The sequence below is a fragment of the Pseudoalteromonas sp. C2R02 genome, from assembly GCF_018860845.1.
GTDB lineage: Bacteria > Pseudomonadota > Gammaproteobacteria > Enterobacterales > Alteromonadaceae > Pseudoalteromonas.
Genome location: NZ_JAHKQC010000011.1, coordinates 22,843 through 37,811, shown reverse-complemented (window position 1 = coordinate 37,811; position 14,969 = coordinate 22,843). Strand labels below are relative to the sequence as shown.

Sequence of the window (14,969 nt, the reverse complement as noted above, 5' to 3'; positions counted from 1 at the left end):
AATTTCAGGAGCTTTTTACTTGTGAGATAAAGTTAGAGTATTATTAATACCTTGCGCATAATTTATTTTAAAATTGTAAAGTGATGTTGTAGGTGGACTATATAAAATGTCAGCTGTATCTACAACAAGTGCTAAGTAATGACCTTTAGGTACATCATATGCTGTTGCTACTAGGTCTATATCTACTTTTATTATTTCATTGGGCGTCGCATCTAAAATAGTATAGGGTGCATGCGTAATTAAAGTGCCTATGCCTGCCCAGTTTACATCGTACAAATACGCAACTAATAAAGCTTTATCTGATGATGGCGTAACATTAAGGTGTATCTTGTGTATGCCTCTTAATTCTAATGTTTCATTTAGCCAATCAGACTCCCATCTAATCGCATTGATTGAACTGATCAAACTCATACTAGAAAGAATAGGTAATGATAAATAGTCTTCTGTGATATATGACAGTAAAGGAATGCCTGTTGTTGCAAAAGTATCTAATCCTGAATAAACAGTATCGGTTTTTGGCCACCAAGGTGCATAGGGCCAGTTTTTCATATCACCATCGCCATCGAATTCTTTTTCATGAAGGTATAAAACCTTTTGTGAAATATCAGTGCTTGGCCAACTGTCAAATTGCTCGTATTGTCCAAATTTTACTTCTACTTCTACAGGCTTTTTATTTGTAATGCCATTTTGTTCACCCTTTAGCCAATGATCAAACCAAGCATGGGCATTTTGCCAAACATGATGCTGCGCATTACCCATGCCTAGCACTTCACCTACAGCATGTGTTCCTTGATTTAAATCTAATAGCTTTGGCGTTGTTAATGCTTCGTATAAGGCTAATACACTATTGGGCTGAAACAGGTTATCACCTAAGTTATTAGATATATAAATTGGCGTATTACTTTCATTGAGTTCATCTATATAATTTAAAGGAGAGCGTAAGTTTGCCCATTGGGTAATTTCATTAATATCTTGTTGTTTTAACAATCCAATATAATTTTGTGCAATTTCATCACTGGGAGTACCGGTTAAATAACCAAGACCAGTTAATAATGCCCCCCAAATTAATCTAGGTGTTTGTTGGCCATAAAGTGAATCCGTTAAGCTGCCCCATGTACTCATTGCTGCAACAGCACTTACCCTTGAGTCATAAGCGGCGCTTAAAAGGCTGATCCCAGAACCGTAAGAAACGCCAGCCAAACCTATGTTGCTTTCGTCAACAGGGTAATATGCTAATAAATAATCAATTACAGCTGAAACATCTTTTAAGTCTTGCTCACCCGCTGTGGCTATTTTTCCTTGAGAACTGCCAAAACCTCTAGTTGAGTAACTTAAAACAACATAGCCTTGTTCAGCAAATTCTGAGGCTTCGGTGAGGTATTCATATTCATCTAGCCCCCAACTATTAATAAATATTACTGTAGGGTAGTGAGCAGCACCACTGGATGGCACAAATATATTGGCATGTAATTGCGTGCCATCATAAGACGAAATAATAATGTCATCATCTGTAGTGTATAAATCAGACTGCTTAAATACAGGTTGGCCTACTAGTGCTTTGAGTAAATCGATTAATGGGTTTGCGTGTATCTGATTTGAGTTAAAAATAAATGTAAGGAGTAAAACAATATGGTGTAATTTTAAATGATGTAGTTTTAAAAAAGTCCGAGTTTTTGTCATAAGTATTCTCTTGTTATTTTTAGATTGAATTATTTGAGTCTCAAATTGTTTAAAAAATCAACTTAGAGTTTTTATTCTAGTAAGCTATTTAGGTGTTTGATATTTTTTATATTTATAGTGAATATTCATAAGGTTTCTATATTGGGTACTTTATGGTTTTGTATAGGATTGATATAGAAAGGTATTTTATTTTTCATATGAATTTTAAAATTGAGGATTGTAAATGTGGATGTGAATAAAAATTGACATCGCTGTCATTTGTTATCAGGATGTAAAATCAAGTTAACAGAATAGGTACTAATTGTGTTTAAAATAAAAAAACAAACATTAGTGAGCATGTTGCTTATATTACCGAGCATTACTACCATCAATGCAGCTAATGCAGCTAATGTAGCTAGCAACCAACAAGTCACATCAACAAGTTTTGAAGCGTTCAAACCTAATGGGGTTTATTTAGGAGGCGATCAAGTTTTTTATAGTGCATCACTTTTTGAAGCGAGATATTGGACGCAAGGAGATACGCCCGATAAAACAAATCAATGGGGACCTTGGAAGTTTTTAAGGGAATGTGAAGGAGGTAGTACAGGTGAGTGTTCAAGTGGCGGAGGTACAACTGATCCCGTTAATCCGCCTGGCCCGCAGCCAAAACCTGGCGGTGGTTATACGATGCTTAAAAGTGAAATAAATGCACACGAAATAAGTTTAACGGACACGCCATTATTTGTTGAAGTTAAAGCATCAATTGCGACATTAGACAATCAAACTGTTGAAGCTGTTACCCCTGGTAATATAAATAACCCTGAAAATGTGAAACGTGTTGAGCAAATTATTAATGAGGCATCTTGGGTAAATACATTTCCAGATCGTGATGCAGCTTATACCTATACTAAGTTCTTAAAATCTATCGCTAAGTTTTCAGGATTTTGTGCAAGTTATGATGATGGGCGAGATTCTGATGCGATTTGTCGTAAATCGTTAGCAACGATGTTTGCACACTTTACGCAAGAAACCGGAGGTCACGATCCTAATTCTGCTATTGAAGAGTGGCGACAAGGCTTAGTATATGTGCGTGAAGCAGGTTGTGGTGAAGATGGACCTAATTGCCCTTACAATGCTGAATGTTCTCCAGATACTTGGCAAGGTCAAACGTGGCAATGTGGTACAAATGCAGATGGCAGTTATAAAAAATACTTTGGTCGTGGTGCTAAACAGTTAAGCTATAACTACAATTATGGGCCATTTTCACAAGCGATGTTTGGGGATACTAAAGTATTATTAGATGATCCTGAGCGCGTAGCTACTAGCTGGTTAAATATCGCATCAGCTGTATTCTTTTTTGCTTATCCAGCATCTCCAAAACCTAGCATGTTGCATGTTATAGATGGTACCTGGTTACCAAATGCACATGATACAGCTAATGGCATAAAGCCCGGATTTGGTGCAACAACTAATGTGATCAATGGCGGTATTGAATGTGGTCATGGTTATGAAAAACCACAGTCAGTTAATCGTATTGCTTATTATAAAGCGCATGCAAATAATTTAAATGTGCCTATTGAAGCCAATGAAGAGTTAGGATGTAAAGATCAAAAGCGTTTTGATAAAAATGGTGCCGGAGCATTGTTAGTTTACTGGGATCAAGATTGGGGTTATTACCCTGAAAACCCAGAAGGCAAATCATTTGCTTGTAAACTTGTGGGTTATCAAACCCGTCACTTTGCATTACAGCAAGGTGATTATCAAAAATGTGTTGAACACTATTTTGATGTTGAGGTTGTAGAATAACAACCTAGTATAGAAATAAGGGATTTAGTGTTTTAAGCGCTAAACCCTTTGTTCAGTTTAAGTTAATGTTCACATATTAAGCTAAAAGCGTTGACCTTAATTGATGGCGCTAAAAATGATAAAACCTATCTTACGATTTCTTACATTTTCAAGACAATTGCTCACGTTATTCAATTCATTTTTATATAGAATATAAACATCAACACATTTGGTTGATATTGTTTTTAGATTTTAGAGTAATTGGTACTTCATGTTAAAGCCTATATTTTCAAAATTTGTGTGTATTTTTATGGTTTTCACTTTGTCTGGTTGTGCGACCATGCAATTTAGAGACTTGTTCTCTGGTTATGCGCAACAAATGAAGCCTGTAAAATTAAAAGCGATTAATGGTCATTTTGATCAAGCTTTACAAGAAGTTCCTATTAGAGATATGTCTGATACTAACTATATATTAGCTTTATTAGAAAAAGGGCGCTTAACTCATTTAGCTGGTGACTATCCCTCTAGTAAAAACTATTTCTTTCAAGCAAGTGGTTATATTGATGAGCAAAAATTAAAAGCTAAGTTGCAAGTTAGTAAAGGAATACAAAATATTGGTGCTGTGCTCAGTAATGATAATGCGATTACTTATGAGGTACCTGATTATGAGCAAAGCATGATGCATAGCTATCAAGCATTGAATTATCTTTATTTAGGCGATCATGAAGCGGCGCTGGTTGAAATTAGAAAAGCAAATTTAGTACAAAGAGCAGCTTTAGAAAATAACTTTGATGTCATAAATGATGCAATAGTAAACTTACAAGATGATGCAAAATTAGATTGGCAAAGCATAAGTGCAACATACCCTGAAATGGAAGATGTGATTGGCGAAGCCAAAAACGGCTTTCAGAATGCCTACACATTTTTTATATCAGCAGTACTGTATGAAGCATCAGGAGAGTTAAACGATGCCTATATTGATTATAAAAAAGCATTAGAAATATACCCGGATAATCAATATTTACAAAATGATGTATTGAAGCTCGCCACAAAATTAGGCATGACGGATGATTTAGTTAATTTTGAAAAACGTTTTGGTAAATACCAGAAAAATGAACAAAAAAATACAGGTCAAGTGGTTGTTATTTATGATCAAGGTTTGGTTGAAGAACGTGATGAAATGCGTTTACGCTTACCTGTGTATACCAGTGATGCTGAAATGCGTTTTTATAGTGTGTCGCTACCTGTTTATCATAAATCTGAACAGTATTTTCCGAATGCGCAATTAAGTATAAATGATGAAATACTCACTTTTGATCAAATTGTAAAAGTTGAAGCACTTGCTGCGCAAACTTTAAAATCACAATTACCGAGTTTAATTACCCGTCAGGTTATTAGACTTATCGCAAAAGAAAAAATGCGTAAAAAAATGAGTAAAGAAGGTGGAGATGTTGGTAATATTTTGGCCAATATTTATAACTTGTCGTCTGAGCGTGCAGATACAAGAAGTTGGTTAACACTGCCACAATCTAGCAATATATTAAGATCGGATTTAACTGAGGGTCATCATAATATTTCGCTCAAAATAGGGTCACTCAATAAAGAAATTAACCTTGATGTAAAAGCAAATCGCATCACTTTAGTAAATATCACCGCAACGGGTAATCATATTGATTACAAAGCAATTAACCTATAAAGGGCTTGTTAGATGTCTCATTTTATAAAATTAGTATTCGTCATTTTTGTTAGTGTTTATATGATGTTAGGGTGTGCTAAACCTGTTACATCGGGCATAGGTTCAAGCCCAATGACTGTATCAGATAACTACCAGGCACATCTGAAATTAGATAATCCTAAATTAGCTAAAAAATTACAGATCACCAATATTATTACGCGAAAGAATAATGATTTATTACAGTTAAATTTAGAGCTCAGTAGCAAATATAAAAAATCACAAACGCTGCAATATCATTTTGAATGGTTTGATGATCAAGGTTTTGCGGTTGAAGCCGGCAAAGCGCCTTGGAAGCCGCTTGATTTACATGGTTTTGCAGTCATTAATTTAGACGCTTTAGCGCCATCAGTTAGGGCTTCAAAGTTCAAAGTATATGTGCGTGAAGTATCAACGAAAGCACAAAGATTTTAAAACTAATTTAGATTAAATTTCAAAGAAGGAAATCCCTTGAAAAAAGTAATTGTTAGTACCGCAATAGGAATGACTGTTTTAGCCTTAACAGGGTGTGCAAATAAGGCTGTAGTAAGCTACGGCGATGCAACTGCAGTCGAAACAACAGATATTAATTTTGGCTCAACGGATTTACAAAAAGTAGCCACTCAAATGACTGATTCATTATTACTCTCGCCAGTTGTAGGCACATTAACAGCTAATAGCAGACCTGTAGTTTTTGTTGAACGTATCAAAAATAAAACCAGTGAACATATAGATACTGAGTCTATTACAGATTCTGTTTCAACTAAGTTATTACGATCAGGTAAATTTCGTTTTGTAGATATGGGCAGAGTTGAAGCAGCGCGTGAGCAATTAAATTTTCAGCAAAAAGGTGGCATGGTTAACCCAAGTAAAGCAATTGCTTTTGGTAAGCAAGTGGGCGCGCAATATATGCTATACGGTAACTTATCGAGTATTGTAAAATCGAATAAAGATAAAGCTGACGTATATTATAAGTTCACTATGAGACTGATGGACTTAGAAAGTGGATTAGTTGAATGGGCTGATGAAACTGAAATTCGTAAAACCCGTGAAACTGCCCGTGTAGGTTGGTAGTAAAGCTTAAAGGTATTTATTATGAAAAAAGTAATCACCTTAATATTTATGACTTTTATATTTAGTACACATGTTAGTGCCGGATATGAAAGAAATAAAGCCGTACCAGTACAGCAAGTCTTATTTGGTAAAGTACAATCTGTTAGAAATATTACTGAGCATGAATTAATCCGAGATCGAAATAAGGGCTGGAAAGTCTTTGGTGGCGCATTAATTGGTGGTGCGATTGGTAGCCAATTTGGTGACGGTAGTGGTCAAGTCGCTGCAACCATTTTAGGGTCTCTGATTGGTGCTTCGATCTCAGATAAAAAACATCCTCAATATCGTGAAAAAACCTTACGTTTAGTTGAGATGATGATTAAAACTGAGCAAGGTAAAGAGTACATGGTTGTACAAGATTTTGATTCTAGAATGATATTCAATCGAGATGATAAAATACGTTTAATTTACTTAGCTAATGGTAGTGTCAGAATAGATAAAGCTTTTTAGTGTCTAATTAACTTGAGCTGCGAATAAGCAATCTGCTAATAACGCTTATGTAACCTTAGGTTGAATCTATTTTAAAAAACCTGATGATGAAAATTGTCAGGTTTTTTATTGCTTGTGTTTTTTATTCAGTATAAATTTCATTCAATAGAAAGGTTATATAACAATCACAATAAAGGATTAGAGATGAAAAACTTATATTTAGCAGGCATGCTTTGTTTAAGTGTAAATTTGACAGTAGTTGCAGCTGAACAAAATAATATTAAAGCACAAGAAGTTAGTCAAAGCTGTCTATCAGAACACTGGAGTAAATCAAAACTAATTGCGCTTAAAGCATCTGACTTTAAAGTTGACAACCCGCGTGAGCGTGAGCAACTCGCATTGCAGATGCTAAATTGTTTAGCGCATCCAGATCCTGAACTCAGAGATGGCGTTGCATTTGAGAGCTTATCTAAATGGCTTAGAGGTAATTTGCTAAAAACAGAAATAGCCATTCAAATGTTAAATACATTAGAACCTGTTTTAAATACGAAAATTGATGATGTGAATGGGATATATCAACCATTTGTCGCGCTAGTGTTAGCTGAATTGGCTCGAGTAGACCGTAAATCTCCCTATCTAACAGAATATCAGCGTAGCAGTTTGCTAAAAGAAGCAATCACTTATTTAATTTACCAAAAAGATTACAGAGGATTTGATAATAAGCTAGGTTGGCGACACGGTATCGCTCATGGCGCGGATTTATTATTACAGTTATCGCTCAATCCTAAACTAAATAAAGTACAGCTTGATAGTATTTTGAATGCTTTATCTACTCAAATAAAAGCGAATAATGCACATTTTTATATCTATGGTGAATCTAAGCGTTTAGCTATGCCTTTAGTTTATATATTTTTAAGAAAAGAGCATACTGCTAAAGATTGGCAACAATGGATTGAAAAAGTGATAGTGCCTTTGCCATTAGCTAGTTGGTCAGAGGCTTATAATAGTCAAGAGTCGTTAGCAAAACTTCATAATCTACAAAGCTTTTTATATTCACTTTATGCGATTATAAAAAATAGTAAAAATGAGGTATTAGTGTCGATGATCCCAGACCTTGAAAAAGCGATAAAAATAGTTAGATAAAGAAGGGGAGTGATGTCCCCTTAAATTATTTGTTTATAGGGCTGACTTATTTAGAGTCAGCACGGCCCATAAATTTACGTTCTTCAGTATTTACTTTGATTTTGTCACCAGTAGAAATATGCTCAGGCACTTGTACAGTTAAACCTGTAGAAAGAATTGCTGGTTTTGTACGAGCAGTAGCAGAGCCACCTTTAATAGAAGGGTCAGTTTCTGTGATCACAAGCTCTACACTTGAAGGTAGATCAATGCCAACCGCTGCGCCATCAACTAAAACAACTTGAACACCTTGGGTATTTTCATCAATAAATAGCACTTCGTCTTCAATGCTTTCTTTATTTAGGTTATACGGTGTGTAGTCTTCGTTATCCATAAATACAAACTCATCACCATCTAAGTATGAGAACATAACTTGTCGGCGAATTAAATCAGCAAGTGTTAACATATCACTGTCTTTAAATGTTTCATCAACTTTAAGACCTGATACTACATCGTACATACGCATACGGTATAAACTGCCGCCAGCACGACCTTGCGGTACTGAGCGTTCTATATCTCTGATGATGTAAACACTGTTGTTATACTCAATTGCTGTATTTTTTTTAACGTCACTTGCCTTTGGCATAATATTTTTGTCCTGAAAATTACAATGCGGTAAAAGTAACATTTACGAATTTATATGCAACTAGATAATCAAAATCTGATTAATTAAGTGATGATTTTAGATGTTAGTGTATTTATAGACTTTGAATAAATGAAAAAACCTATATTGCACGCAATATAGGTTTGACTGAAACGTCCGGGAAATAATGTTAATTTTAAAACGGCTTCAAGATATGTGTTTTATAGTAAATAAAAATTATATCTTGAAGCGAGTGAACAACCGTTTAAAAAGTCATAGACCAGCGGTTAATTGTGCCTGTATCCCAAGATGCACTATCAACTGCTTTTAATTGCCAAGTACCTGTTGTATCAGTACCACTTAATGTCACAGAGTAAGTCTGTTTTATATCATTGGTGCTGCCACCAGCATTGTTGTGTAATACATAACTCACACCAGATGGGCTGATCAAACTAACTTTTAGATCACCTTTATAAGTATGACTAATATCAACTTCAATACTCACACTTGATGCGTTACCAATATCAGTTACTGCGATATCACTTGAAATACCTGCTGCATTATTATCTGGAATTGAGTAGCTTTGATTATTCTCAAAAGTACCTGTACCGCCGCCAGAGCCTCCTTCAGTGTAACTTGCAACTAATGTTGCACCTGAATAAGCAGCGTATCCATCTAACATAGCTGAATAACGAACTGTTGCTGGAGCTGCTACTGTACAGCTTTCTGTATTACCATTCTTGTATGGGCGACAATCGTAGTTTGATTTTGAAGCTGTGCTGCCTGCTTTCATATATAAGTCGGCATCACCACTACCACCACTGATCTGTACTGCTAAATCAGTTGCACCTGCTGGTACATCAATATAGTAAAGAGTTTGAGAGTCTTTACTACCTGATACTGTTATACCAACCCCATTTTGTAATTGAGTTTCAGTGTCGCCACCGCCACCTCCGCCGCCACATGTTGCGTCTACACCAACAGTATTGAAGGCTGCAATAACGTGGTCTGTATTGTAACTTGCATCTGTTGCAGCATTTTTTACACCACAAGCTGCTTCATCAAATGTTGTGTTAGCAGTCCAATATAACTGATTTGCTCTAACCATAACCTCAAATGCTTTTTTTGTATCCCAACCAGCTGTGTTTGCAAGTAAGTAGAAAGCGCGATTAAAAACACCGCTTGAATGATGTACATCTATACCATTGTAATAATTTGATGCATGCCCAATTGAACTACCATCTTGTGTTGGGTCTTGGAAATAACGTAAAGAACCTTGTCCTTTAAATATTTGCGCGCCAACTAACCAATCGTTTGAGCCTTGCATAAAGAACTCTGCTGCTTCACCAGCCATATCAGAGAAGGCTTCATTAATACCACCAGATTGATTACTGTAGACTAAACCTGAGTTTTGCTCAGTAAAACCATGACTCACTTCATGAGCAGAAACATCTAAACTTACAAGTGGATAGAAGGTATTAGCGCCATCACCAAATGTCATGGCTGAACCATCCCAAAATGCATTTTCATAATTACTAGAATAATGAACGCGCATTGTTAATTGGAAAGTTAAAGGGGCAGTGCCATACCAATCATTATATAAATCAAAAACAACGCCACCAAAGAAGTGTGCATCATTTAATGGCGCGTAAGCCCCATTGATTTGCTGAAATGTATTTTTTGGACAGCTATAACTGTATGCTGAAGAACCTGATGTTGAACCGTTTAAATTAACAGTCTTTACATTGGCATTATTCATGGTACATGTATTTCCTGATTGGCTTACATCTAAGAAACCAAAGTCAGTGCCATATTCATATTGGCCCGTTTTTTCATTACCGCCAGGGCCTGTGCCTACCAATGCATGTGCTAAGCCTTCCCATTGATTGATAATTTCACCCGTATTTGCATCCATAATTGCAAAAGGGCGAGTAGGTTGTTTATGCGCATTGAAGTATGAGAGTTCATAAACAAGGCGGGCTTCTTGATGATCATCTAAATAAACATATAATTGTGTTTTTTTGTTTTCAGCTTTAACTTTTATACTGCTTTGCGCTATCAGTTTTCTCATTGCTTCATCGGCTGAGATACTCACGGTTGTTGATACGATATCTTGCTCAATGTTAGTTAGTACCTGACCAACACTTGCTTGCATTAAACCAAAGTTATTTGATTGTGCAACTATAGCACTATTATAAACAGGAATACCTTTATACTGTTGCTGGTATCTCGCTTTTACATTGCCATTAGAAAGCACCACTCTGCGCACTTCTTTCATCTGGTGATCTGTAGGCAAGTTTAATTGTTGGCTAATAGTTTGTTGCATGACAGAGTTAGAGATATTTTTATTGGAGCTAACTTGTTGTGCATCTTGCCACTGAGCAGCTTGTGCATTCATACTAAAAGCGATGGCGACTGCAACAGGTGCAAATTTAAAAATATTTTTCATTTTATATCCTTAAAGAACGATTATTGTTTGTCTCACATAACAAGAATTTACAAAGCGTCTTGTTAGTGGTGTTTCTATTTTTAGAACTAAAAAGATATGAATGGAAGTTAATTTACAATGTATTAACATTGCGCGTAATTTATTTGGTCTGAATATGTTTCATAGGTGTGTTGTTCTTTTATTGTATCTCTATAAATTAGACTATTTGTAGTATGTAAAAGCTAACCTGTTTTTTTAAGTTTAAATGTTGCATATTTGTTGTATATTTTAAATTTGAAAGTAAGGCTCTTGATTAGAGCCTTAATTCTAAAGTATACGAATTATGCAGATTGAACTTGTTCTGTTGTAATATTAGATTTGAGTCTAGAAAATTGAATCAGTATTTTACTCATTTCATCTATTCGTCTTATAAAGCTTTTTTTACAAGCGCGTTCATCAATAGTATGGTCGCCATCTCCATATGGCCCAAAACCATCAAGTGTTATTAGCCCAGCTTCAGACATGGTATTAGCATCGCTTACTCCACCACGTGACTCAGTAGGTAAGGTGTAGCCAATTGCTGAATTTATAAAATCTAATAACGCTTTTTGTTTGGGATTTGATGACATGACATCTCTTTGTACACCACCACTTATGTTGATTTTAACGCCTTCAACTTTGGCATGATCTACTATATGGTAGATATTTTCCAATACTCTGAGTTTTTCATTAAAACAATTGAATCGCGCTTCTACTACTAAATTCGCTTTTGGAGAAATAGTATTTGCACCTATTCCACCTGAGCACTTACCTACATTAACCGTGGTTTGCTGTGTTAAGTCAGTCAAAGCAGTTAAATCTATGATCATATGCGCTGCAGCTAAATTCGCATTGATACCATTAGTATATTCATTTCCTGCATGAGCTGCTTTGCCTTCAATTTCGATATTAAAAGTTGCAACGCCTTTTCTTGATATCACAACCTCATGGTCTTTACCCGCAGCTTCAAATACAAAACAATAATCATAGTTTGCAGCTAATTGACTTGAAAGGGACTTACTATCATCACTACCTGTTTCTTCATCACTCACAAGCAGCATATCAACATTATAAATGTCACCAAGTTGTTTCTTTAATTCTCTTAATGCACATAAAGCCACATAATTTCCGCCTTTCATATCACATACGCCTGGCCCATAGATCCAGCTTTCATCTTCAGAAAACTTTTCAAATGTACACGGTGGATAAACTGTATCTAAATGACCTAATAGTAATATTTTTTTACCTGGTTTTTTCTTTGACGTAAACAAAATGTGATCACCGATAAGCTCTCTTTCATATGTTTTAGTTTGAAAGCCTAAAGGTTGCATCCATAACTTAAAAATTTGGGCATTTTGATCTATGCCACATTTATTTTTACTGTATGAATTGATATTGATTATTTGAGCAAGCTCAGAAAAATTCATTGAGTTCAACATGTTTTAAAGCCTTCCATAGTGATATTTACTGTGATTTACCACTGTATTTAAATATAAAAATCTAAAATTTAAGTTTCATTTTTGTGACCGTTTAATGAACAATTTAGTGATTTTATATTGCTTCAACTAACTGTCATAAAACTAGATTTTAATAGGGATAACAAAAACACTTATTGGTTAAGCTTAATTGGCAACAAAGGCTTTAAAGGAGATAAAGAATGGCAATAGCAAATGTTGGTTTGTGGTTATATGAAAATGGTGGCGGAAGTCAAATTCAAACGAAAATGGTCGATGCGCTTAAACAAAGAGATATCAACTGCGTTACAGGGTTAAACTTGAGAGATGCTTATGCCAGAGATGGCAATATATTTTGCAATGGCATCATAATGGAAGAGCTTGATTTGTTTCTAAGTTATAACGCAGGGCAGCAGAGCCAATATCAATTGTATTTATATGAAGCCATTAGTCAGAGCATTCCTACCATCAATAATTACGCAGCATTTGCATTGTCTGAAGATAAGTTTAAAACCTCACATTTACTAAATAACCATTCGATTGCTACGCCTGAATATCGTTTATGCCATAAAAATGATACGTATGGATTAAAAACAGCCATTAAAGACTGGGGTGGTAAGCTTGTTTATAAACCAACCGATGGCTGGGGTGGGGCAGGCATAGTCAAAATTGAAGGCGAACAAGCGCTTGATATGTTATTACCTTTTTTAAGCCGAACTGATTTACGTTACTTTTATCTAGAGCGTTTTATTGATTATGACAATACGGATTACCGCATTGATATTGTTGATGGACAATTAATTGGTTGTTATGGTCGCAAAGCACCTAAAGATGATTGGAAAACAAACATTACTTCTGGCGGCAGTATTTTTGTTCGTGAACCTAATGATGAAGTGGTTGCCCTTGCTAAACGGGCTGCTGATTTAGCTGGCTTGGAAATCGCTGGTGTAGATTTAATTTATGATCGTGAACAAGAGCGCTATGTGGTACTTGAAATTAATAGTATTCCTGCATTTGCGACACCTGAGCAAGAAAAACTGGGACTTAATTTTAATAACAAAAAATTAGACGCCATTGTTAATTTAATAGATCGCACTGTATCCCAATCTACCTCTAAGGTTGCGTAAAATGAAAAATAAAAACTCTTTACCTAAGCTAGGCTTTTTGTATTTAAATCATGTTATGCGCTTTTTTGATAAGTCTAACTTTAAGGGCTGGCCAAATAAAATTGAGCAAGTGACATATCGTTGGGGTAAAGACAAACAACGCTTTATAGATGAAATAAAAACAAAAAAAATAGATGTATTAATAGGTAATATCCCGGCAACTGCTTATGAAACATTTAGAGAAATCTCAAAAGCATTACCTCATGTTGAGTTTGTGCCTTCGCTTGATGCGCAATTTTCCAATAAATCAAAAGAAAATGTAACGCACTTTTGTAATAAATATAATTTGCCAGCACCTAAAACAAGTATTTTTTATGTACCTGATCGTGCAGAAAAATATTTGAAAAATGCGACATATCCTAAAATTATAAAGCGGTCTTTTGGGCCATCAAATTATGGTGGATATTTTGTACATAAAGTTGACAGCTATGGTGAAGCAAAAGCTTTATTAAATAAACGTAAATACTACCCAGTATATGTTCAAGATTTTGTTCCTATGGAAGCCGATATTCGAGTCATGCTAATAGGGCATAAACCTGTGTGTGCTTTTTGGAGAAGACCACCAGAAGGTGAATGGCTAACAAATACAAGCCAAGGCGGTAGTATGGATTATGCAAATGTGCCGAAGAATGTACTGAAACTCGCTATAGAAACATCTAAAGCGGCTAATGCGGAATATTGGGCATGTGATATTGCTTTGGGTAAAAATGGGCAAATTTATATTTTAGAGTGTGCAACTGCATTTGCTGCTTTTCCATATATTCGAGATTGGATTGGTCAATACCTTATGTGGAAGTATTCAAATGGGCAATTTAAAGCGCCTCATATTCCAATGTGGAATTGGGAAGAGTTAGGCAAAATTAATGTTAGCCTGCTCAGAACTATGAGGCATATTACATTTGGTCAACATACACCTAGCTGTGATGGTAATGAGTTGTTTAATCAAGTTGATGAATTTGGTTACCCTGTTATGCGTATTGAGCAAAATGACGGTGAAGAATGGCCAAGTGATATGTGGAATTTTCAAGATAACTTTAAGCTAAACCACCCTGAATTATTTTCTCAGCCGTTGCCTATTCAAGTGAGTAAAGATGAAAGTAGTGATTCTTTAGTCATCGAAACACCAGATGATCAAAATGCAATTTCGCAATTAAGTTTGATGTCATTTTTTACAAGCATTAAAGGCATAGGCAATAAAATGGCACAAGAAATTGTGAATACCTTAGGCACGCAAGGTGTTGTTGATGCGTTGCAAAACAACCCTCAAAAGTTATGTGAAATAAAAAATGTTAAAGCTAAGAAATTAGAAGTCATTCAATCTCATTGGGCACAATTTAGTAAAAATCTTTAAAGCGCGACTTTAGGGCAATTTTTATATTTAAACTTGCCCGCTAAAATTTTTGATAATCAATAAAAGTATCCT

Annotated in this window: 12 protein-coding genes; 8 read left to right on the top strand and 4 right to left on the bottom strand. The window is 35.4% G+C overall.

Annotated features, from left to right (window positions below):
- Positions 1-15: 15 nt before the first annotated feature.
- A complete protein-coding gene (locus tag KO527_RS02280) occupies positions 16-1,680 on the bottom strand; it encodes an alpha/beta fold hydrolase (protein WP_216038762.1) in 1,665 nt (554 codons plus the stop codon).
- Positions 1,681-1,983: 303 nt separating this feature from the next.
- On the opposite strand from KO527_RS02280, the gene KO527_RS02275 reads away from it, so the two are divergent.
- The 6 genes from KO527_RS02275 to KO527_RS02250 all read left to right on the top strand — a co-directional run bounded on the left by KO527_RS02275 (position 1,984) and on the right by KO527_RS02250 (position 7,840).
- Positions 1,984-3,465, top strand: coding sequence for a glycoside hydrolase family 19 protein (locus tag KO527_RS02275; protein WP_354668597.1), 1,482 nt, complete (start codon positions 1,984-1,986; stop codon positions 3,463-3,465).
- 250 nt (positions 3,466-3,715) lie between these two features.
- Positions 3,716-5,140 (top strand): hypothetical protein, encoded by a 1,425-nt coding sequence (locus KO527_RS02270; protein ID WP_216038761.1) that lies wholly within the window; start codon positions 3,716-3,718, stop codon positions 5,138-5,140.
- A gap of 12 nt (positions 5,141-5,152) precedes the next feature.
- Complete coding sequence (locus tag KO527_RS02265) at positions 5,153-5,590, top strand: YcfL family protein (RefSeq protein ID WP_252733351.1); 438 nt, start codon at positions 5,153-5,155, stop codon at positions 5,588-5,590.
- Positions 5,591-5,659: 69 nt separating this feature from the next.
- Positions 5,660-6,229, top strand: a complete 570-nt coding sequence (gene lpoB, locus KO527_RS02260) for a penicillin-binding protein activator LpoB (protein ID WP_216038806.1) — start codon at positions 5,660-5,662, stop codon at positions 6,227-6,229.
- Positions 6,230-6,250: 21 nt separating this feature from the next.
- A complete protein-coding gene (locus tag KO527_RS02255; protein WP_216038760.1) occupies positions 6,251-6,718 on the top strand; it encodes a glycine zipper 2TM domain-containing protein in 468 nt (155 codons plus the stop codon).
- Between the two features lie 183 nt (positions 6,719-6,901).
- Positions 6,902-7,840 carry a DUF2785 domain-containing protein gene (locus KO527_RS02250; RefSeq protein ID WP_216038759.1) on the top strand — a complete coding sequence of 313 codons (939 nt, stop codon included), beginning with the start codon at positions 6,902-6,904 and terminating at the stop codon, positions 7,838-7,840.
- Positions 7,841-7,886: 46 nt separating this feature from the next.
- On the opposite strand, the gene yeiP is transcribed toward KO527_RS02250, so the two are convergent.
- From yeiP to KO527_RS02235, 3 genes are all read right to left on the bottom strand, one after another.
- Positions 7,887-8,462, bottom strand: a complete 576-nt coding sequence (yeiP, locus tag KO527_RS02245) for an elongation factor P-like protein YeiP (protein ID WP_216038758.1) — start codon at positions 8,460-8,462, stop codon at positions 7,887-7,889.
- A 262-nt stretch (positions 8,463-8,724) separates the two neighbouring features.
- Positions 8,725-10,908, bottom strand: coding sequence for a M4 family metallopeptidase (locus KO527_RS02240; RefSeq protein ID WP_216038757.1), 2,184 nt, complete (start codon positions 10,906-10,908; stop codon positions 8,725-8,727).
- A gap of 320 nt (positions 10,909-11,228) precedes the next feature.
- Positions 11,229-12,365, bottom strand: coding sequence for a M20 family metallopeptidase (locus tag KO527_RS02235; RefSeq protein ID WP_216038756.1), 1,137 nt, complete (start codon positions 12,363-12,365; stop codon positions 11,229-11,231).
- A gap of 218 nt (positions 12,366-12,583) precedes the next feature.
- Here KO527_RS02235 and KO527_RS02230 point away from each other — a divergent pair, with 218 nt between their 5' ends.
- Both KO527_RS02230 and KO527_RS02225 read left to right on the top strand, forming a co-directional pair.
- A complete protein-coding gene (locus tag KO527_RS02230) occupies positions 12,584-13,507 on the top strand; it encodes an ATP-grasp domain-containing protein (protein WP_216038755.1) in 924 nt (307 codons plus the stop codon).
- 1 nt (position 13,508) lies between these two features.
- A complete protein-coding gene (locus KO527_RS02225; protein WP_216038754.1) occupies positions 13,509-14,897 on the top strand; it encodes a hypothetical protein in 1,389 nt (462 codons plus the stop codon).
- Positions 14,898-14,969 lie beyond the last annotated feature (72 nt).

Coding starts and splice junctions, on each gene's coding strand:
- KO527_RS02280 (WP_216038762.1), bottom strand. CDS start 1,680: ATGACAAAAACTCGGACTTTTTTAAAACTACATCATTTAAAATTACAC.
- KO527_RS02270 (WP_216038761.1), top strand. CDS start 3,716: ATGTTAAAGCCTATATTTTCAAAATTTGTGTGTATTTTTATGGTTTTC.
- KO527_RS02265 (WP_252733351.1), top strand. CDS start 5,153: ATGTCTCATTTTATAAAATTAGTATTCGTCATTTTTGTTAGTGTTTAT.
- lpoB (WP_216038806.1), top strand. CDS start 5,660: ATGACTGTTTTAGCCTTAACAGGGTGTGCAAATAAGGCTGTAGTAAGC.
- KO527_RS02255 (WP_216038760.1), top strand. CDS start 6,251: ATGAAAAAAGTAATCACCTTAATATTTATGACTTTTATATTTAGTACA.
- KO527_RS02250 (WP_216038759.1), top strand. CDS start 6,902: ATGAAAAACTTATATTTAGCAGGCATGCTTTGTTTAAGTGTAAATTTG.
- yeiP (WP_216038758.1), bottom strand. CDS start 8,462: ATGCCAAAGGCAAGTGACGTTAAAAAAAATACAGCAATTGAGTATAAC.
- KO527_RS02240 (WP_216038757.1), bottom strand. CDS start 10,908: ATGAAAAATATTTTTAAATTTGCACCTGTTGCAGTCGCCATCGCTTTT.
- KO527_RS02235 (WP_216038756.1), bottom strand. CDS start 12,365: ATGTTGAACTCAATGAATTTTTCTGAGCTTGCTCAAATAATCAATATC.
- KO527_RS02230 (WP_216038755.1), top strand. CDS start 12,584: ATGGCAATAGCAAATGTTGGTTTGTGGTTATATGAAAATGGTGGCGGA.
- KO527_RS02225 (WP_216038754.1), top strand. CDS start 13,509: ATGAAAAATAAAAACTCTTTACCTAAGCTAGGCTTTTTGTATTTAAAT.